We start from the raw sequence: 20735 nt of genomic DNA, 5'->3' as shown, positions 1-20735 counted from the left end.
ACATTCATGAGCCGAATTACCTCTCCCGACCAATATCAGGAACTGCGCGACGCGCTGCGTGACCTTTCGAAGGAATATCCCGATGAGTACTGGCGCCGCATCGATCACGAACGCGTGTACCCGGAGGCGTTTGTCGACGCGTTGACGAAGGCCGGCTGGATGGCGGCGCTGATTCCTCAGGAGTACGGTGGTTCCGGCCTCGGGTTGACCGAGGCGTCCGTGATCATGGAGGAGATCAACCGCAACGGCGGCAACTCGGGGTTCTGCCACGGTCAGATGTACAACATGAACACGCTGCTGCGCAACGGCTCGGAAACGCAAAAGCGCAAATATCTGCCGAAGATCGCGAGCGGCGAATTGCGCCTGCAGTCGATGGGCGTGACCGAGCCGACCACGGGAACGGACACCACGAAGCTGAAGACCACCGCCGTGAAGAAAGACGGCCGCTATGTGGTCAACGGCCAGAAAGTTTGGATTTCGCGCGTGCAGCATTCGGACATGATGATCCTGCTCGCGCGCACCACGCCCTTGTCTGACGTGAAGAAGAAGTCGGATGGGCTGTCGTGCTTTCTCGTGGACCTGCACCAGGCGATCGGCAACGGTCTGACCGTGAGGCCGATTCCCAACATGGTCAATCACGAGACCAATGAACTGTTCTTCGACAATCTGGAGATTCCCGAAGAGAACCTGATTGGCGAGGAAGGCAAGGGCTTCAAGTACATCCTCGACGGGCTCAATGCCGAGCGTGCGCTGATCGCGGCCGAGTGTATCGGCGACGGCTACTGGTTTGTTGAACGCGCATCGAAATACGCCAACGAGCGTATCGTCTTTGACCGGCCAATCGGCATGAACCAGGGTATCCAGTTTCCGATCGCCGAGGCGTATATCGACGTGCGCGCGGCGGATCTCATGCGCTACAGAGCCTGTGAACTGTTCGACAACCATCAGGCATGCGGCGCGGAAGCGAACATGGCGAAGCATCTGGCGGCCACGGCTTCGTGGAAAGCGGCGAATGCCTGCTTGCAGACGCATGGCGGCTTCGGTTTCGCCTGCGAATACGACGTCGAACGTAAGTTCCGCGAAACGCGGCTTTATCAGGTGGCGCCGATTTCGACGAATCTGATTCTGTCCTACGTCGCCGAGCATGTGCTCGACCTGCCGCGTTCATTCTGATCATCGAGAGGGGATCTCATGCGCTTCGAGACCATTCTGTACGACGTCAAGGACCGTATCGCGACGATCACGCTCAACCGTCCTGAACACATGAACACCTGGAACGACCAGGTGGCGACGGAGGTGTACGAGGCAATGCAGGCCGCGGGCGCGGACCGCGGTGTGCGTGTCATCGTATTCACCGGCGCGGGGAAGGCGTTTTGCGCGGGCGGCGATATTCACAGCTTCGGTGGTGACCCCGCCGCACTCATGATCAAGCTGCCGCGTCCGTTCGACATGCGCAAGCGCGCCGACTGGCAGACGCGTTGTTCGTATTACCCGGCCATTCCGAAGCCGGTGATCGCCATGCTCAATGGCGCGACCGTCGGTATTGGCCTGATTCACGCGCTCTTTTGCGACATCCGGTTTGCTTCGGAAGACGCCACCATCACCACGGCATTCGCGCGGCGCGGTCTGACCGCCGAATACGGCATGGCGTGGATCCTCGCGCGCCACGTGGGCCAGGCGCATGCGCTCGACCTGCTGCTGTCGGGCCGCAAGATCAAAGGGCGCGAAGCCGAGCGCATGGGACTCGTGAATCGTGCGATCCCGGCGGAGAAACTGGTCGAAGAGACTTATGCCTACGCGCGCGAAATGGCGGATTACTGCTCGCCGCGCTCCATGCGCATCATGAAGGAACAGATCTGGGAGGTGCCTTTCCAGACGCCCCACGAGGCGATCATGTCGGCCGGTCTGGATATGCCGATCGCCAACCAGTGCGACGACTACAAGGAAGGCATGGCGAGCTTCCTCGAGAAGCGCAAGCCCAACTTCACGGACTACTGAGCACCTACAGGACACCCTCATGCTGAACTACGAAGTCGTCAAGAACTGGCCTATCGAAGATGTTACGCAGACGTACAGCGAACGCGACGTCATGCTGTATTCGCTGGGCCTTGGCCTCGGCGGAGACCCATTGGACGCAGACCAGCTGCGCTACGTCTATGAAAGGGACCTGCAGGCAATGCCGACTTGCGCGGCCGCGTTCGCGTGGCCGAAATCGTGGATGCGCGATCCGCGTACGGGCATCGACTACCTGAAGCTCGTGCACGGTGAGCAGGACGTCCGTTTCGTGCGGCCGATGCCGGTTGCCGCGACCATCGTCAGCAAGACGCGCGTGAGCCGCATCTCCGATAAAGGCGCGGGAAAGGGCGCGATCGTCGAGCTCATGCGTGACATCATCGACGTTTCGAGCGGCGAACAACTCGCCGAAGTCCGCCAGGTGTCGTTTCTGCGTGGCGACGGCGGGTTTAGCGCGGAGTCGGGGGTCAGCGACGTGCCGCCCGAAGCGCTTCCGCCGGTGCCGGAGCGCGCACCGGATGCGGAATACGTCTTCTCCACCGGCGCCCATGCCGCGTTGATCTATCGCCTTTCGGGCGATGCCAACCCGCTGCACGCGGATCCTGAAGTGGCTTCGAAGGCGGGTTTCAGCCGCCCCATTCTGCACGGCCTCGCGACTTATGGCATGGCGGGCTACGCCGCGATTCGCACCTTCGCCGGCAACGATGCCACCCGTCTGAAGCGGCTCGCCCTGCGCCTGACTTCGCCGGTTTATCCGGGCGAAGAGGTGCGTTTCCAGTTCTGGAGGGATAGCGACACCCGCCTGCATTTGCGCGCGCGTGTTGACGCGCGCGATGTGGTGGTGCTGAACAACGGCATCGTGGAAATTGCCTGAAACCGCGCCTGGCAGCGACAACGCGACTTGCCGGGCAGCGACTGGAGCCTGACGATGGACCTGAGAGAAAGCCCCGCCGAGAAGGCGTTTCGCGCCACGGTGCGGGAATTCGTAGCGACGCATTTGCCTGACGACATTCGTGATCGCGTGCTGAACTTCCGCCATGTGCCGCGCGAAGACTACGTGCGCTGGCAACGAATTCTGGCTGGAAAGGGTTGGGGCGCCCCCGCATGGCCCACGCAATTCGGCGGCGCCGCCTGGAATGCCGCGCAGCGCAATATCTTCGACGAGGAATGCTTTACCGCTGGCGCGCCGCGCCAGATGCCGTTCGGCCTTTCGATGGTCGGACCCGTGATCCAGAAGTTCGGCACTGCGGCGCAGCGCGAGCGCTTCCTGCCGCGCATCGTCTCGATGGAGGACTGGTGGTGCCAGGGTTATTCCGAGCCGGGCGCGGGTTCCGATCTGGCCTCGCTCAAAACGCGTGCGGAGCCTATCGAGCGCGACGGCCAATCGTTCTATGTCGTCAACGGCCAGAAGATCTGGACCTCGTTCGCGCAATGGGCGAACTGGATTTTCTGTCTCGTTCGCACGGACGGAAGCGGCCGCCCGCAGGAAGGCATCTCGTTCCTGCTGATCGATATGTCGACGCCGGGTATCACGGTCAGACCGATCCGCACGCTGGACGGCGGTCACGACGTCAACGAAGTGTTCTTCGACAACGTGGAAGTGCCGGTGAGCAATCTCGTCGGAGAGGAGCATCGCGGCTGGTCGATCGCGAAGTATCTGCTCGGACATGAGCGAACGAATATCGCCGGACTTGGCAACTGCAAGCGCTTCATGCGGCGTCTCAAGGAGATTGCGAGCACCGAGCGCAAGCACGGCAAACCGCTCATCGAGGACGTGCGCTTTCGCGATCGCATCGCCAAGGTGGAAATCGACTTGATCGCTCACGAATGGTCGCTTCTGCGCCTGGTCTCCGCCGAAACCGCAGGGCGTCCCATCGGGCCGGAAGCCTCGGTGCTGAAGATCCGCGGGTCGGAGATTCAGCAGGAGCTCACCGAGCTGATCATGGAATGCGCAGGCCCGTATGCAGTCCCCTTCGTAAGCGAAGCGCTGGAGGCGGACTGGCAGGGCGAAACCGCGAACGGCGAATTGCTCAACGCGCTGGCCGCGCACTACCTGGACTGGCGCAAGATTTCGATCTACGGCGGTTCGACCGAAGTGCAGAAAAACATCATCGCCAAGCAGGCGCTCGGCATCTGAGGACACGCCATGGACTTCACGCTGGTTGAAGAGGAACAGATGCTGGCCGACGTGGTCGGTCGCTTCGTCGAAAGGGAATACGACTTCGAGACGAGGCGCCGTCTCGCTGCCACGCCGCAGGGCTGGTCGGATGCGCATTGGTCCACGCTCGCCGAAATGGGCGTGCTCGCGCTGAACGTGCCGCAGGACCACGGCGGCCTTGGCACGGGACCGGTCGAGACCATGCTCGTAATGGAAGCCTTCGGCCGGGGACTAGTGCTGGAACCGTTCGTTTCGTCGGCTGTGATCGGCGCGAAGCTCATCGGGCGCGCGGGACACGAGGCACGCAAGGCGGAGCTGCTGGCCGGCATCGCAGACGGCAGCCTGAAGACGGCGCTTGCAACGCTCGAACCTGGCGCGCGTTTCGATTTGTGGAACGTCGCGACGAGGGCCGAGGCAACGCGCGACGGGTTCGTCCTCGATGGCCGCAAGGGCGTCGTGCTGCACGGCGACTGCGCGGACATTCTGCTGGTCTCGGCGCGCACGGCAGGCGAGCAGGCGGACAAGCACGGCATCACGCTTTTCGCTGTCGATGCGCGCGCGCAAGGTGTGAGCGTCAAGGGGTTTCCCGCACTGGATGGCCAGCGTGTCGCGGAAGTGGTGCTGAACGGGGTGCGAGTCGACCAACAGGCGGTGATCGGCACGATCGATCGAGGCTACCCGTTGCTCGAATGGGCTGTCGATCAAGGCATATTCGCGCTGTGCGCCGAAGCCGTGGGCGCGATGTCGCGGCTGAGCGAACTGACTTTCGAGTATCTGCGCACACGCAAGCAGTTTGGCTCGCCCATCGGCAAGTTCCAGGCGCTGCAGCACCGCGCCGCCGATATTTTGACCGCGGTGGAGCAGGCGAAATCGATCGTCTATTTTGCGGCCGCCAGGCTCGGCGAAGACGATGACGTTGCCGCTCATCGCGCTGTGACCGCCGCGAAAGCGCTGATCGGGCGCAGCGCGCGCTTCGTCGCGCAGCAGGCAGTGCAGCTTCACGGTGGGATGGGCATGACGGACGAGCTGGCGGTGGGTTGGTATGTAAAGCGCCTCACCTGCATCGACATGACGTGGGGAAACACCGAGCACCATATCGAGCTATACGGCGCGTTCCTGTAACCGCGGCTCGACGGCAACAAGAACGATTCATTCGACCGCGTAGAGCGGTCAATTCGAGGAAAGGAGACAACCTTATGTCAGCAACTGGCCATGGCGTGACTCCGGAACTGGCGCCGGTACCCGCGCACGTTTCGCCGGAACGGGTATTCGATATCGATATCTATCACCCGCCCGGCGCAGAAGAGGACTACCATCTCTCGCTCAAGAAGCTGCACGCCGAAGGGATTCCCGACATTTTCTGGACGCCTCGCAACGGCGGGCACTGGATCGCCACGCGCGGCGACGACATCTATCACATCCTGAAGGACTACGAGAACTTCTCGTCGAAGCAGCTCACCGTTCCCCTGGTCGAGCATCAGCCGTTGCCGCCGATCTTCTTCGATCCTCCGCAGCATACGGCGTATCGTGCGTTGATCGCGCCCGCGTTCATGCCGCAGGCGATCAGCAAGCTCGAAGAAAAAGCGCGCGAAATGGCGATCGAGTTGATCGAAGACTTTTACCCGAAGGGCGAAGTGGAATTCGTCTCTGGGTTCGCGCAGCATCTGCCGATCGGCATTTTCATGAACATGGTGGCGCTGCCCGCTGAGGATCGCGAGTACCTCCTGAGTCTCGCCGACAAGATGGTGCGCCCGGTGGACGCCAGGGAGAAGCTCGGCGCGCTAGGCGCAATCTTCCAGTACCTGGGCGTGAAGATCGCCGAACGGCGCGCGAATCCGGGCGACGATCTCATCAGCAAGATCGTGAATTCGAAAATCGACGGGCGTGCCTTGACCGACGAAGAGGTTCGCGGTCTTTGCGGACTCGTGCTGATCGGCGGCCTCGATACCGTTGCGTCCGCAATGGGATTCATCGCCAGTTTTCTGGCCGGCAGTCCCGCGCACCGCAAGCAGCTCATCGACAATCCCGAACTGACCCAAAAGGCCGTTGACGAGCTATTACGGCGTTTCCCGGTGGTCAACCAGGGTCGGCGGATCACTCACGATTTCGAATATAAGGGCGTGCGGCTCAAAGAGGGAGACATGATCATCATGCCGACCACGCTGCATGGCCTCGACGAGAGAAAATTCGACGATCCGCTTACCGTCGATTTTACCAGGCCCACGCCGATTCATTCGACGTTCGGCAATGGTGCTCATCGTTGTCCCGGCTCGTTCCTTGCGCGCGTGGAACTGAAGGTTTTCCTCCAGGAATGGCTCAAGCGTATTCCTGACTTCCAGATCAAGCCAGGTGAGAAGGCGGGTGTCCACGGAGGGGTGAACGGCACGCTGTACCACTTGCCTCTTGTGTGGAAAGTCGCCGGCTGAGCGTCCACATCTGCAGAAGGCGGTGCGCGCAGACCGCTACCCGTGCTGCGCGCACCTGAACTTCAGATTCATGGAGACGCTTTGCTCAGCGCACGCCAGACGACCTTCATGGCGTGACGGAATGAATCCCGCTCGGGTGTATTCGTCCCCGACCGGCGAAGAAAGACGACCAGACCTTGCAGATGGGAAAGAAGCAGGGCGCCACGCAGCGTACATTCCGCGGACGCCAAGGTTGGGTTGATTTCCGCGATCAGTTCCGCGAGAAGAACCTGGAAATCCGCAGTGGATTTGGCCATCAGGGCATGGAGATACGGTTCGTGTTCAGCCAGGCTCCAGGTTTCCAGCACAAAGGCGCTAACGCGATTGCCGCCGGGTGCCGTCAGCACAGAGAATGCCTCTTCGACGATCATGTCCAGCCGGGCCTCCGGTGGCCGGTGTTTGTCCTGCGTGATCGCCTGATAGTGTTCGAAATAGCGATTCGTGAATGCCTCTATCGTGGCCCGCAATAGTTCTTCGCGGGTGCTGAAATAGTGCTGCAGGGTCCTCAGCCGGATGCCTGCGTCGCTGGCGATGCGGCGTTGCGTGAATCCAGCGTTGCCTTCCGATGCGAAGACTTCGATCGCCACTTCAATGATGGCTGGCACACGTGTAGATCTGTTCCCTCGCCGCCGAGGCGCGTCTGCTGCCGGCTTGTCGAGGTCTGCCGATGAGATGGTCAGGTCTTTCATCTGTTGTGCTCTCCTTGGCGTTTCCTGTCCCTCTCGCGCGCGTTGTAAGGGCGAGACGAACAAGACTGGCAACTGTTCCCGCCCCCGATAGGTACGTCTTCCGATTCGGCTCGGACGGCGGCAAGTTTGATCTGATGATACTGCTAGTCAGGCGACGAATAAACGGTAGTCCGACGACTAATTGATTCCAGATCACATGCGGCTCTCGCCCCGTAGCATCACCCATGCTACTAGAAAATAGGGTGGACTTGTCCATACCGGCATTTCCCCTGGTACGGTTGAATCTTGATAATGGGTCTGCTGACTACTAATATTTAGTCAGTAGACACATTTGCGTCCAATCACACGGATCCTTTCGCGACGGCAACCGGAGCACGAGGAATCCGGGTGTCTGGGCTGACTGGTGAGTGCCTCCATTTGCACTCGTGAGTGTGGTCGTCAGAGGCGCGCACAGAGCGGTTGAAGGAGCAGGGCATGAAACTTGGAGAAAGTTCTTTGCGTGCGCTCATCGAAAAATGGTTCGCGCCCTCTGCGACCACCCCGGTGCACGTGACCCGATATAACTTCGCGAATTCGAGCCAGACGAGGTGTGTGCTCGCACGGTCATCCGCCTCGGAGGGGGGGCTTTCGATCTTCTTCTTTCGGCATGACGATGGGGCCTGGCGCGTGTTCCCTCCTGCTCCCCGAAAACCAGCAATGCACTCTCGCGCAGGAACGGGGTAGCGGATCGCGAAAGTCGCGGCCGACAGCGGCATATATGGAAGGACTGCCAAGGAAGACGGCCTGGTCCCGTAAGCGCTTCGGTCGCTCGTGCAATTCTTCCTCCGTTCACCATTGAATCGACAGACTAAACGCCGCGTCTTCCATGACCGGTACCGCGTACCGCTTTGGATCGGCGGTACCTGGCCGCGTCCGGCCTGCATGTCGATTGATGAACCACCGCCGGGTTGTTGCAGCGAAAGCTCCCATAGATCGCATCGCCAACCCGCACAGGCGAGGCGAATGCCCCGCAAATGCGAGCGCCGCCAACACGCGTGGGCACAACGCGCGCGCGCCGTATGCAGTCGGCGCCACTTGGCCGAGGCATGCATGTACCGAGTTAAGCCGATGACAAAAATCGAACCCTCGTTTACCCAGGTTTGTGAACGGCGTTCGAGAAAATGTACCGCATAGGGGTGAGCGAGCGTTGACAGTCAGGTTTCGAGCGTTTATCTTTGCGAACAGCATTCGCATTCTGGTGATGCGCTTGGGGGACCCCGAGACGCGATGCTGACGAGGTAGGGAGGCCGGTTTCGCTTCATAGCTAAAAGTCTGCGGCAGTCCAACGGCCTTGGCCTTTTCTGCGGCAGTTCGACAAAGAAAAGAGGAGACGCATGAAAATGAAGAGCCTGAAGCCAAGTGCGATCAGCCTTGGCGTGCATGCAACCTGTATCGCGGCGGCTTGCGGGTTGTGGAGCGCGAACGCCAATGCATTTCACTTCGATGTGCCGAACCCGGACATCGACATGGAATGGGATAACACGGTGCGTGCGGATTACGACATTCGGCTTCAGAACCCGGATCACTTCTACACGAACAGTCCGACCTACGACGAAGGTGATCTGTCGACGCCGAGGTTCAGCACGATCCAGGCGATGCTGAACCTCTATAGCGAGTTCGATTTCAAGTACAAGGAGACGTCGGGCTTTCGCATCAGTATGGATGCGTGGTACGACCCGACGTTCAAGAATCACAACACGAGCAATCCTGCATTTCCGCCGAACTATCCCAACAACGAGTACACAAGCTACATCAAGAAGTATTACCAGGGACCGAGCGCCGAGTTGCGTGATGCCTTCGTGTTCAACACCTTTGACCTCGGCGGGCATTCTGTCAACGTCAAGCTGGGCCGTACGGCGGTAACCTGGGGGCAGTCGGCGTTTGCTACGCTGGGCGGCGCCAACTCGGTGGCGATTGGCCAGGCGCCGCTCGATCTGATGAAGCTGACGCAGAGCCCGAGCGCATCGCTGAAGGAAATCGTGTTGCCGACGGCTCAGGCTGACGTGACGACGAACATTACGGATACGATCACCCTCGGGGCGCAATACACCTTCGAGTGGAACCACGATCGCCTGCCAGAAGGCGGCACCTATTTCGGCGGTGCGGATCCGATTCTCTATGGGCCGCCGGTGGCCAGTTACACGACGATTCCCGGACTGGGCACGTTCGCGATTCCGCGTGTACCGCCGACCAAAGGTCAGATCGGTGATATCGGTCTTGACGGCAAGTGGCGTGTTGATTCGCTGGCAACCACCTACGAACTGACGTATCGCCACTTCGCCATGAAGATGCCTTGGGCGGCCGTGCTCGTGCCGGGCGCTGGGCCGCAACTCTTCCCGGGCACCAATCTGCCGGGCGTCACGGCGAAATACGGCAACGACGTCAACCTGATCGGTCTGGGCTTCAATAGTGCTATCGGCAATGCCGCCGTGGCTGGGGAAGTCTCATACCGCTGGAACATGCCGCTCAATGCAGTCAACACGACGACGGTCAACGACGCGCCGACCGGCCGTACGCTGCATGGTCTTTTGAACGTTACGCAGTCGTTCGGCAAGTCGCCGTTGTGGGACAACATGTTCCTGCAGGCGGAATTCTCGTTCAATCAGTTGTTGAGCGTGCAGTCGAATGCGGGAAATTTTGCGAATTCCAGCTATGACACCACCGGCCAGTGTTCGGCATCGGGCAATTCTGCATTCAATAACTGCTCGACGCGCTTCTGGGCCGGTCTCGGGATCGGTGCGAGCCCGCAGTGGTATCAGGTATTCCCTGGGGTCGACCTGACGATGCCGCTGTTCGTCAATCTGAACCTGAAGGGCTACTCGTCCGTTATCTCGCCGGCCGCCGAGGCACAAGGCCAGAATACGTTCGTGGTCGGGCTCGACTTCACAATCTACAACAAGCACGAGGTGGACATCACCTACACCTATTACATGAACAAGAAGGGGTACTCGACGGCGGGCGCCGCAACCGCTCTCGGCGCGCCGTACAGCGACAAGTCGTGGCTCGGCATCACGTATCAGACGACGTTTTGATAATGGAGACAGCTGTGAAAAGATTCCCAAAGCTTCTTAAGGCGCTTGCGGTTCTTGCGGCAATCTGGGCTTCGCCATACACGCTAGCCGCCGATAGCGGATTGACGCCGTTTGGCGCCGAGATCGCAGGAAACAAGGACGGGACAATTCCTGCCTATACCGGGGGCATCACGCAGGCTCCGGCCGCATTCAAACCGGACTCAGGAAAATGGGCGGATCCGTTTCCCGGTGAAAAACCCATTCTCCAGATCACGGCACAAAACTACGAGCAATACGCGGACAAATTAAGTGCGTCGGAAATCGAATTATTCAAGCGCTATCCGACTTACAGGATGGATGTCTATCCGACTCACCGCAGCGTTTCGTATCCCGACTGGTATTTGGAGAACTCCACCAAGAACGCTCAAACCGCGAAGCTTGAAAAGAACGGCCTTTACCTATCTGGAGCATTTGGCGGAAAGCCGTTTCCGGTGCCGAAGAATGGGCAGGAAGCGTTGTGGGACTGGGAGTTGCGTTACGTCGGTACGCTCCAACGCAATAACGTGAAAACGTGGTTGGTGGACTCGAGTGGTACGCCGATCCTTGCGGCGCAATTCAAGAGCTCGCTCTATTACCCGTACTTCGATATCAAGAAGGAGGATGAATTCCGGAAAAAAGCGGGCCTCGCAAACTGGTATTACGTGTACAACGACTACGCGGCACCGGCGCGCTTGATTGGCGATACGACCCTCTTCTGGTACTTCATGGATACGGCGGATCATGATCAGCAGTCCTGGGAATACAACCCGGGGCAGCGTCGTGTGCGGGTGGCGCCGGATCTGGCCTACGATACGCCGAACCCCGGGTATTCGGGGGCAATCACGATGGATGACATCCAGTTGTTCTATGGACGGATCGATCGCTGGGACGCCAAGCTCGTGGGCAAGAAGGAGATGTACATCCCGTACAACGACTACAAGCAGCAGTATGAAACGCCGGCGAGCAAGATCCTCACACCGCATTTCGTCAATCCGGATCACGTACGCTGGGAGCTTCACCGTGTGTGGGTCGTTGACCTGAAGCTCAAGTCGGGTGCGCGCCACGTCTACGGCCGCAAGATGCTCTACCTGGATGAAGATGGCGGTGGCGGGATGATGGACGCCTACGACCAGTCGGGCAAGCTCTATCGCGGTGGATTCGAGACGACGGTGCCCGCCTACGACTACAAGGTTCCGTATTCGCTCGGCAACTGGTTTTACGACTTCAATAGCGGCATTTACATCTTCGGCAGTCACCCTGCCGAGACGCCGGGGATTCTCTTTAACGTGAGCTTCCCGTCCGACTACTACACACCGGAACGCATGCAGTCTGCGGGTGTGCGCTAATTGCCTGCCGATGTAGGAGTGAGGTAATTAGTAGCGTCCTGCGTGGCCCCGCCGGGCAGGACGCTTCGGCAACGAAGTTCTACATGGGTGTTGGGTATCGAAAGTAGCGTTGTTGCTTTTGGTTCTGAGTTAATCAGGAAAGGGATGGTGAAGGCTTTGAAGAAGCACCTGATGTTGATGAAGGCGCTCGCATTTGCAGCGGCTGTTTGCATGGCGCCGATGGCTGGCGCGCTCGAGAACGGGATGACGCCATTCGGCGCGCAAATTGCCGGCAGCAAGGACGGGACGATTCCTGCGTACACGGGCGGAATTACGCAGGCGCCGGCGGGTTTTAAGCCCGACTCGGGAAAGTGGGCGGATCCGTTTGCCGGTGAGAAGCCGACGATGCAGATAACGGCGCAAAACTACCAGCAATACGCCGACAAATTGAGTGCCAGTTCGCTCGAGCTGTTCAAGCGCTACCCGACGTACCGCATGGATGTTTACCCGACGCATCGTTCCGTCTCGTACCCGGACTGGTATCTGGCGAACTCGGAAAAGAATGCGCAGAGTGCGAAGCTCGAAAAGAACGGTCTGTTCGTGGCAGACGCATTCGGCGGAAAACCGTTTCCTGTGCCCAGCAATGGGCAGGAAGCGATGTGGGACTGGGAACTGCGCTACGTCGGTACGGCGCAGCGCAACAACGTAAAGACGTGGCTCGTCGACACCAGCGGCACGCCGATCCTCGCGGCGCAATTCAAGAGTTCGATTTACTACCCGTATTTCGACCTCAAGCAGGAAGATGCATTCAAGAAGAAGGGTGGCACTGCCGTCTGGCAGTACATCAACAATGATTTCGTAGCGCCGGCGCGAATGATTGGTGATACCACGCTTTACTGGTTCTTCACGGACACTGCGGATCACGACCAGCAATCGTGGGAGTACAACCCCGGTCAGCGTCGCGTACGAGTCGCGCCAGACCTGGCCTATGACACTCCGAACCCCGGCTACTCGGGCGCGATCACGATGGACGACATTCAGTTGTTCTACGGGAAGATCGATCGCTGGAACGCGAAGCTGATCGGCAAGAAGGAGATGTACATCCCGTACAACGACTACAAGCAACAGTACGAGACGCCTGCGAGCAAGATCCTGACGCCGCACTTCGTGAATCCCGACGATGTGCGTTGGGAACTGCACCGGGTGTGGGTTGTGGAATTGACGCTCAAGCCGGGCTCGCGCCACATCTACAGCAAGAAGACGATGTACTTCGACGAGGACGGCGGCGGCGGAATGATGGACGCGTACGACCAGTCGGGCAAGCTCTATCGTGGGGGCTTCCAGACCACGGTGCCTGCCTACGATTACAAAGTGCCGTATTCGCTGGGCAACTGGTTCTACGACTTCAATAGCGGTGTGTATATCTTCGGAAGCCATCCGGCCGAATCGCCGGGCGTCTTCTTCAATAGCAGCTTTTCGCATGACTTCTTTACGCCGGAGCACATGCAGTCAAGCGGTATCCGGTAGCAGGCGGTAAAGCAGTAAGCGCAGCAAACTTGCAGTGCCGGTTCGACCCGGCACTGCACGCCAAAATTACATAAAGCCCAGGACAGTTCGCGGAGTCGATCGGCAGTAACTGTGAAGGAGACGCAATGCGCAATACCATGTTTCGTTGGCTCGCCCTGGTGGCGGCAGCAGGCCTCGCGAGCAGTGCGGTTTATGCGGGGTTTGCCGACCCGATGCACTCGCCGGCAATCACCAACCCACGCGCTGCACACGAACCCGTGATGGCCGTTGCCCAGGCCGGCCAGCGACTGGTCGCGGTGGGGCCACGCGGCGTCATTCTCGTCTCGGACGACGACGCGGCGCACTGGCGCCAGGTGAACGTGCCAGTGAGCGCCGATCTTGTTGCGGTGACCTTCAAGTCCTCGACGCTGGGCTGGGCGGTCGGACACGATGGGGAAGTGCTCCACACGGCCGATGGCGGCAATACCTGGACGCGCCAGCTTGACGGCGAGCAGGCCGCGAAGCTGATGACCGACTATTACGCGCAGCAGCGGGGCGATTCGCCGGACTTGAAGGCCTCGCGCGAGGAGGCCCAGCGCTTCGTGGCCGACCAGGGCGGACGTCCTTTCCTCGACGTCTGGTTCGACGACGAGCGCTCGGGCTGGGTCATCGGTTCGTTCAACATCATTTTCCATACCGAAGACGGCGGCAAGAACTGGGTTCCATGGTTTGACCGCGTCGACAACCCGGACGCCCTGAACCTGCATGCGATGCGGCGTATTAACGGGACGCTCTATATCGTGGGCGAGCAGGGGCTGCTGCTCAAACTCGACCCCGACAGGCAGCGCTTCGTTGCGATGTCCTCGCCGTCGAAGGGCAGCCTCTTCGGACTCGCCGCGGCTGGCAACGCGATGGTCGTGTACGGCCTGCTCGGCAACGCTTACCGCTCCACCGATGGCGGCGCCACCTGGAGCAAGATCACGCTGCCAACCGGCGCGAGCATCCTCGCCTCAGCCGAGCTCCCGAATGGTCGTCTGCTGCTGGCCACGCAGGCCGGCGAACTGCTCGAGAGCACCGATCAGGGCGCAACGTTCCACACACTGGGCGCGAGCCAGCCGGGCGGGGTCTTCGCCATGGCGCTGCGCGACGACACCGCGGTGCTGGCCGGCGCAGCAGGCCTGACGCGCGTCACATTGGCGAAGTCGCAATAAGGGGGAGCAGACATGGCTGGCGGCAACAATGCCCAATTCGACAAGATGCCCGTCGTGGCGGATCTTGCCCAGTTCGATTCGCGTTCTGGCAATGCGCTCGAGCGGCTGATCTTCAACCGGCGTCCCTGGCTGATGATCATCTGCGCGATCATCACCGCGGTGCTCGGGTTTCAGGCGACGCGGCTCGATGTCAATGCGAGTTTCGAGAAAATGATTCCGCTCTCGCATCCGTACATCAAGAACTATCTTGCCAACAAGGCGGACCTGAAGGGACTCGGCAACTCGCTGCGTATCGTCGTCGAGAATCCTTCCGGCGACATCTACGATCCGAAGTACCTGGCGGCACTGCGTCGCATCAACGATGCCCTGTTCCTGATTCCAGGCGTTGATCGCCCGGGTGTGAAATCGCTGTGGATGCCGATCGTGCGCTGGAACGTGGTGACCGAGAAGGGCTTCGCGGGCGGTCCCGTCATGCCGGACGGCTTCGACAGTTCGACTCAGGCGATTACACAGCTGCGTACGAACGTGGCGCGCGCCAATATCGTTGGCAGCCTCGTATCCAACGACCTGCATTCGAGCATGATCCAGCTGCCGCTGCTGGACCACTACGCCGATACGGGCAAGGCGCTTGACTACGCAAAGCTCTCGCGCCAGATCGACGAGGTCATCAAGACCGAAGGCCGGGGCGAGGTGCGCGTGCACGTGGTGGGCTTCGCCAGGCTGATCGGAGACCTGATCGCGGGTCTGAAGCAGGTGGCGATGTACTTTGGTATCGCCGCGGCGATTGCGCTCACCGTGATCTTTCTGTACACCCGCTGCTATCGCAGCACGCTGCTGGTGGTGGCCTGCTCGCTCATCGCCGTGGTCTGGCAGCTGGGCATCATCAGCACGCTCGGCTACGTGCTTGATCCGTATTCGGTGCTGGTGCCGTTCCTCGTGTTCGCGATCGGCGTGTCGCATGGCGCGCAGAAGATGAACGGCATCACGCAGGACATCGGGCGCGGCACACACCGCTACGTCGCCGCGCGCTATACGTTCCGGCGGCTCTTCCTGGCCGGACTCACGGCGCTGCTCGCGGACGTCGTCGGCTTCGCCGTGCTGATGGTGATCGACATTCCGGTGATCAAGGACCTGGCCTTCACGGCGAGCGTGGGCGTGGGCGTGCTTGTCTTCACGAATCTGCTGCTCCTGCCGGTGCTGCTCTCGTATGTGGGTGTGAGTCCGTCGGCGGCACGTCGCAGCGTGCGTGGCGAGCAGAACGACGAACGCGGCACCTCGTCCGCGGGTGCGCTCTGGAACCTGCTGGACCGGTTCACCGAGCGCCGCTGGGCGGTGGGCGCGATCGTGTGCGCGGCGGCGCTCACGGCAGTCGGCTGGTCGATCAGCCAGCACCTGCAGATCGGCGACCTGGATAGCGGCGCACCGGAGCTGCGCCCGAACTCGCGCTACAACCTCGACAACGCGTACATCAACGCGCACTTCGGGCTGTCGAGCGATCTGTTCGTGGTGGTCGGCAAGTCGTCGCACGGCACCTGCGACGCGAACAACTTCCCGCTCGTGCTGGAGGCGGACCGCCTCGAGACCGCACTGCGCGGCGTTCCGGGCGTGCAGACGACGACCTCGGTGGGTGGCCTGACGCGCTGGATGACCTCGGGCTTCTACGAGGGCTATCCGAAGTGGTACACGATCGATCGTGTGCCGTCGATCATCAACAAGACGGTCTGGCAGATCCTGCTGGACCATCCGGACCTGATCAGCCAGACGTGCGGTACGGCGCCGGTCATTGCGTATCTGACGGACCACAAGGCGGCAACGCTCTCGCGTGTGATGGAGGTGGCCGAGGAGTTCGCGAAGGCGCACAGTGACGCGGACCACCAGTTCCTGATGGCGGCGGGCTCGGCGGGTATTGACGCGGTGACGAACGTGGTCGTTGCGAAGGCGAACCGCACGATGCTGTTCATGGTGTACGCGGCGGTGATCCTGCTGTGCTTCATCACGTTCCGCAGCTGGCGCGCGGTGGTGGTGGCGGTCGTTCCGCTCGGCATTACGTCGGTGCTGTGCGAGGCGCTCATGGTCAAGCTGGGTATTGGCGTGAAGGTGGCGACGCTGCCGGTGATTGCGCTGGGGGTCGGGATCGGGGTGGACTACGCGCTGTACCTGCTGAGCGTGCAGCTCGCGTACCAGCGCACAGGGCAGCCGCTGAAGGTGGCCTACCGCCACGCGGTGCAGTTCACGGGCAAGGTGGTGGCGCTGGTGGGTGTGACACTGGCCGCGGGGGTGGTGACGTGGGCATTCTCGCCGATCAAGTTTCAGGCCGATATGGGCATCCTGCTTACGTTCATGTTCCTGTGGAACATGATCGGTGCGCTGATCCTGATCCCGGCGCTGTCGCATTTCCTGTTGCAAGGGATCACCCGCAAGGCAGTGGCGAAAGCCGCGGCGAAGGGTTCGTCGCAGGTCGAAGCCCGCAGTGGCGAGGTGACCCTGCGGTCGTGACCGTGTCGCATGTGCCGCGTTACGCGGCACTGCCCGCAGAAAGAATGTGGCGGGCCGCCATCTGCGAAGATGGCGGCCGAATTGCGTGCAAGTCAGGAAACGTCGGGGCGGACGGTGCTGGGCAGGCCTACACCACGGACATCGAGAAGCTGAGGATCTCCGAGACGCCGCCGTCCACCATCAGCATCTGGCCATTCATGTAGGAGCTGGCCTCGGAGGCGAGAAACACGGCTACGCCGCCGAGTTCTTCCGGGTTCCCCCAGCGTCCAACCGAGATATGCGAGCGGACGATCTCCTTCATTTGCGGATTCGATGTAACGGGCTCGGCCATATCGGTGAGGAAATAGCCGGGACAGATACCGTTGCAACGAATGCCGTGGCGGCCCAACTCCGCGCCGAGCGATTTCGTGAGCCCGGCGACCGCGTGCTTGCTGGCCACGTATGCCTGGAGCTTCTCCCGGCCGAGCACCGAAACGTAGGAACCCACGTTGATGATGCGTCCGTGCCCGCGTTCGATCATGGGACGAGCGACTTCCTGCGCGAGCAGATACGCGGCCGTGACGTTGGTATCCATCGTCCTTTGCCACATTTCAACGTTCGACTGAAGAAAATCGCTCCATTCGCAAATGCCGGCATTGTTGAGCAGGACGTCGATGCGTCCATGACGCGCAAGGACGTTGCGTACGCCGCTTCTGATCGCGTCTTGATCCGTGAGATCGAACGGTTCCACGTCGACGCTGCCGCCCGTCTTCCTGATCGATTCCGCGGCAGTTTCCAGACTCTCGCGCGATCGCGCGCAAAGAATGACGGTCGCACCCGCCGACGCCAACGCACTTGCCATGGCGAAGCCGAGGCCGCGTGACGCTCCGGTGACGAGCGCAATCTGCCCTTCCAGTGAAAACAGTTTCATAGTCTGACTCCCATCGATCATGCAGTGGCTGCTTGCGGGTGGCGAATGACGATCTTGCCGAAATGCTGCTGGCTTTCGAGGTGCCGCAGCGCATCCGGTACATGTGCAAAGTCATAAACCGAGTCGATTACGGGCCGCAGTTTGTGCAGCCCGATCGCGCGATTCATCGCTTCGAAATCCTGACGGGAACCGACGCGGATCGGCGCGATCGACAGGCCGCGCGTGAAGAATCCCTCGCCCGTAGAGGGCGCGCCGGTTAGCAGCCCCACGACGCTGATCCGGCCGCCATCCCGTGTGGCGGCAACGGACTTGCCGAAGGTTTGCGCGCCTCCCACCTCGACGACGACGTCGACGCCCAGTCCATCGGTCAAGCGCAGCACGGCGTCGTCCCATTGCGGCGTTTCGCGGTAGTTGATGGTGGCGTCGGCGCCTAATTGCGCGAGGCGTTTGAGCTTCGCATCGCTCGACGACGTGGCAATCACGCGAGCGCCGAACAGACGCGCAAGCTGCAGCGCGAAAATCGATACGCCGCCCGTCCCTTGCACGAGGACGCTCTGGCCCGGCAGAAGGGGCGCATGCCCGCACAACGCGTTCCATGCGGTGACGGCGGCGCAAGGCAGCGTTGCAGCCTCCTCGTCCGAGAGATGATCCGGAACGCTAACCAGTTCCTCCTCGTTCAGCACCGCCTTGTCGCGCAGCATGCCTTCGACTATCGCGCCGCGGCCCAGCATATCCGCGTGTTGCGGGCGGGCGCCGCCATGCCAGTTTTCCGCGAAATTCGCCATCACCCGGTCGCCGGGCTTGAAACGCCGAACGCCAGAACCGACTGCAAGCACGACGCCGGCGCCGTCCGAGGCAGGAATGAAGTTGGGCGCCATCCAGTCGCGAAATGCGCCGTTCATCAGCAAGAGCTCGCGAAAATTCAGTGAACTTGCGTTGACCTGCACCAGCACCTCATGCGAGCCAGGCTGCGGTGGATCGGGTTCCTCGTGTAGCGCCAAGCCTGAGATTCCCTCAAAACGTTCGCATCGATAGAGCTTCATTCGTTGTCTCCATGGTGGTGAACGAGAGCGCCAAATTCGTTGCCGAATGACGCCTTGTTCATTCTTCTCGTTGACAGCCGCAAAAAGATGAGTTCAGAATATAGAACATTGTTCAACAAAGCGTTCGGAGCGTCAAATTGAAGATACTGGTCGCGGTGAAGCGCGTGATCGACTACAACGTGAAACCGCGGGTGAAAGCCGATGGTTCGGGCGTCGATCTGGCCAACGTGAAAATGGCCATGAACCCGTTCGACGAGATCGCGGTGGAGGAGGCGGTGCGCCTCAAGGAAGCGGGTATTGCGAGTGAAGTCGTCGTGGTATCGGCGGGAACTGCGCAATCGCAGGAGGTGTTGCGCACGGCGCTCGCCATGGGGGCGGATCGCGCAGTGCTCGTCGAAAGCGATGCCGACCTGCAGCCTCTCGCAGTCGCCAAACTGCTGAGCGCCGTTGCGTCGCGGGAAAACCCGCAGCTGGTGTTGCTCGGCAAGCAGGCCATCGACAACGACGCTGGTCAAACCGGTCAAAAGCTCGCCGCATTGCTCGGCTGGCCGCAAGCGACATTCGCGTTCAAGACGGAAGTAGACGAGCGGCAACTGCTCGTTACACGTGAGATCGACGGTGGTCTTGAACGTGTCGCGCTCGATCTGCCAGCGGTGGTCACGACCGATCTGCGCCTGAATAGCCCGCGCTATGTGACGCTCCCCAACATCATGAAGGCGAAGAAGAAACCGCTGGAGACGCTGAGTCCCGAGGCGCTGAACGTTGACGTCGCGCCTCGTTTGAAGGTTCTCGAAGTGACTGAGCCGCCGGCGCGTAAAGGCGGCGTAATGGTTCCGGATGTTGCAGCGCTGATTGAAAAGCTTCGCAACGAAGCGAAGGTGATCTGATCATGACTATTCTCGTAATCGCCGAACACGACAACGCAACCCTGCAGCGGGCCACGCTCAACGCCGTCACGGCGGCGGGCGCAGCGGGCGGCGACATTCATGTGCTGGTGGCGGGCCACGGCGCCGCGGCCGTGGTGGAGCAAGCGGCCAGCATTGCCGGCGTCGCCGAGGTGCTGGTGGCGGACGCACCCGAGTACGCGCACGCGCTGCCGGAAAATCTCGCCTTTCTCGTTGTTTCACTTGCCAGCGGCTATACGCATGTGATTGCCGCTTCGACGGCCGTGGGCAAGAACTTCATGCCCCGCGTGGCGGCGTTGCTCGACAGCGCGCAGATTTCCGATGTCGTCGCCATCAGGGCGCCCGATGTATTCGTGCGTCCGATCTACGCGGGCAATGCACTCGCAACGGTGCAATCGTCCGATACCATCAAGGTCATCACGATCCGCCCGACCGCTTTCGATGCGGCGGCCACCGGTTCGGGCACCGCGCCCGCGCGCGCGATTGCCACGGCACAGGCCTTCGATAGGGCCCGTTTTGTCGGTCAGGAACTCACGAAGTCGAGCCGCCCGGAGCTTTCCGCGGCGAACATCGTCGTGTCGGGCGGTCGCGGCATGCAGAACGGCGATAACTTCAAGCTGCTCGATGCGCTCGCGGACAAGCTTGGTGCGGCCGTCGGCGCTTCGCGCGCGGCCGTCGATGCCGGTTTCGTGCCGAACGACTATCAAGTCGGGCAGACCGGCAAGATCGTCGCGCCCCGGTTGTATATCGCCGTCGGCATCTCCGGCGCTATTCAGCACCTTGCGGGCATGAAGGACTCGAAAGTCATCGTCGCAATCAACAAGGACAGCGAGGCCCCGATTTTTCAGGTGGCCGATTACGGTCTCACCGCCGATCTGTTCGAAGCGGTACCCGCACTGACCGCGGCGCTCGATTGAGTTCGATT

At 60.9% G+C, this 20735-nt stretch carries 16 protein-coding genes; 13 read left to right on the top strand and 3 right to left on the bottom strand.

What is annotated here, in order from left to right; translation table 11 throughout:
* Positions 1 to 6 precede the first annotated feature (6 nt).
* The 6 genes from AB4Y36_RS32665 to AB4Y36_RS32640 all read left to right on the top strand — a co-directional run bounded on the left by AB4Y36_RS32665 (position 7) and on the right by AB4Y36_RS32640 (position 6597).
* Positions 7 to 1173, top strand: coding sequence for an acyl-CoA dehydrogenase family protein (locus AB4Y36_RS32665; RefSeq protein ID WP_368685196.1), 1167 nt, complete (start codon positions 7 to 9; stop codon positions 1171 to 1173).
* Between the two features lie 18 nt (positions 1174 to 1191).
* Positions 1192 to 1998 carry an enoyl-CoA hydratase gene (locus tag AB4Y36_RS32660; protein WP_368685195.1) on the top strand — a complete coding sequence of 269 codons (807 nt, stop codon included), beginning with the start codon at positions 1192 to 1194 and terminating at the stop codon, positions 1996 to 1998.
* 19 nt (positions 1999 to 2017) lie between these two features.
* Complete coding sequence (locus AB4Y36_RS32655; protein WP_368602282.1) at positions 2018 to 2887, top strand: MaoC/PaaZ C-terminal domain-containing protein; 870 nt, start codon at positions 2018 to 2020, stop codon at positions 2885 to 2887.
* Between the two features lie 54 nt (positions 2888 to 2941).
* A complete protein-coding gene (locus AB4Y36_RS32650; protein ID WP_368685194.1) occupies positions 2942 to 4150 on the top strand; it encodes an acyl-CoA dehydrogenase family protein in 1209 nt (402 codons plus the stop codon).
* A gap of 9 nt (positions 4151 to 4159) precedes the next feature.
* The gene (locus AB4Y36_RS32645; RefSeq protein WP_368685193.1) at positions 4160 to 5293 is read left to right on the top strand and encodes an acyl-CoA dehydrogenase family protein; all 1134 of its coding nucleotides are present in this window, start codon (positions 4160 to 4162) and stop codon (positions 5291 to 5293) included.
* A gap of 74 nt (positions 5294 to 5367) precedes the next feature.
* Positions 5368 to 6597: a cytochrome P450 gene (locus AB4Y36_RS32640; protein ID WP_368685192.1), complete on the top strand. Its 1230-nt coding sequence runs from the start codon at positions 5368 to 5370 to the stop codon at positions 6595 to 6597.
* 68 nt (positions 6598 to 6665) lie between these two features.
* Here AB4Y36_RS32640 and AB4Y36_RS32635 read toward each other — a convergent pair whose 3' ends face one another.
* A complete protein-coding gene (locus AB4Y36_RS32635; protein WP_069266531.1) occupies positions 6666 to 7325 on the bottom strand; it encodes a TetR/AcrR family transcriptional regulator in 660 nt (219 codons plus the stop codon).
* 1379 nt (positions 7326 to 8704) lie between these two features.
* Here AB4Y36_RS32635 and AB4Y36_RS32630 point away from each other — a divergent pair.
* The 5 genes from AB4Y36_RS32630 to AB4Y36_RS32610 all read left to right on the top strand — a co-directional run bounded on the left by AB4Y36_RS32630 (position 8705) and on the right by AB4Y36_RS32610 (position 16952).
* Entirely contained in the window at positions 8705 to 10396 is a 1692-nt protein-coding gene (locus AB4Y36_RS32630) for a DUF1302 domain-containing protein (RefSeq protein ID WP_368610278.1), read from the top strand.
* 14 nt (positions 10397 to 10410) lie between these two features.
* Complete coding sequence (locus tag AB4Y36_RS32625; protein ID WP_069266532.1) at positions 10411 to 11760, top strand: DUF1329 domain-containing protein; 1350 nt, start codon at positions 10411 to 10413, stop codon at positions 11758 to 11760.
* Positions 11761 to 11904: 144 nt separating this feature from the next.
* On the top strand, positions 11905 to 13266 hold the full coding sequence (locus AB4Y36_RS32620; RefSeq protein WP_176732938.1) for a DUF1329 domain-containing protein: 1362 nt from the start codon (positions 11905 to 11907) through the stop codon (positions 13264 to 13266).
* 125 nt (positions 13267 to 13391) lie between these two features.
* Positions 13392 to 14456, top strand: a complete 1065-nt coding sequence (locus tag AB4Y36_RS32615; RefSeq protein ID WP_342947373.1) for a YCF48-related protein — start codon at positions 13392 to 13394, stop codon at positions 14454 to 14456.
* 12 nt (positions 14457 to 14468) lie between these two features.
* Positions 14469 to 16952, top strand: coding sequence for an RND family transporter (locus tag AB4Y36_RS32610; RefSeq protein ID WP_368685191.1), 2484 nt, complete (start codon positions 14469 to 14471; stop codon positions 16950 to 16952).
* A gap of 127 nt (positions 16953 to 17079) precedes the next feature.
* Here AB4Y36_RS32610 and AB4Y36_RS32605 read toward each other — a convergent pair whose 3' ends face one another.
* Positions 17080 to 17862 carry an SDR family oxidoreductase gene (locus AB4Y36_RS32605; protein ID WP_342947375.1) on the bottom strand — a complete coding sequence of 261 codons (783 nt, stop codon included), beginning with the start codon at positions 17860 to 17862 and terminating at the stop codon, positions 17080 to 17082.
* Between the two features lie 17 nt (positions 17863 to 17879).
* Complete coding sequence (locus AB4Y36_RS32600; protein WP_368685190.1) at positions 17880 to 18905, bottom strand: NAD(P)-dependent alcohol dehydrogenase; 1026 nt, start codon at positions 18903 to 18905, stop codon at positions 17880 to 17882.
* A gap of 137 nt (positions 18906 to 19042) precedes the next feature.
* Between AB4Y36_RS32600 and AB4Y36_RS32595 the strand changes: the two genes are divergently transcribed.
* Complete coding sequence (locus AB4Y36_RS32595; RefSeq protein ID WP_069268810.1) at positions 19043 to 19792, top strand: electron transfer flavoprotein subunit beta/FixA family protein; 750 nt, start codon at positions 19043 to 19045, stop codon at positions 19790 to 19792.
* A gap of 2 nt (positions 19793 to 19794) precedes the next feature.
* Positions 19795 to 20727, top strand: a complete 933-nt coding sequence (locus tag AB4Y36_RS32590) for an electron transfer flavoprotein subunit alpha/FixB family protein (RefSeq protein ID WP_368685189.1) — start codon at positions 19795 to 19797, stop codon at positions 20725 to 20727.
* Positions 20728 to 20735 lie beyond the last annotated feature (8 nt).

It is taken from the genome of Paraburkholderia sp. BR10936 (genome assembly GCF_040965735.1).
GTDB lineage: Bacteria > Pseudomonadota > Gammaproteobacteria > Burkholderiales > Burkholderiaceae > Paraburkholderia > Paraburkholderia nodosa_A.
Note: the sequence above shows the minus strand (reverse complement) of the source record. Positions and strands in the feature narration are given on the sequence as shown.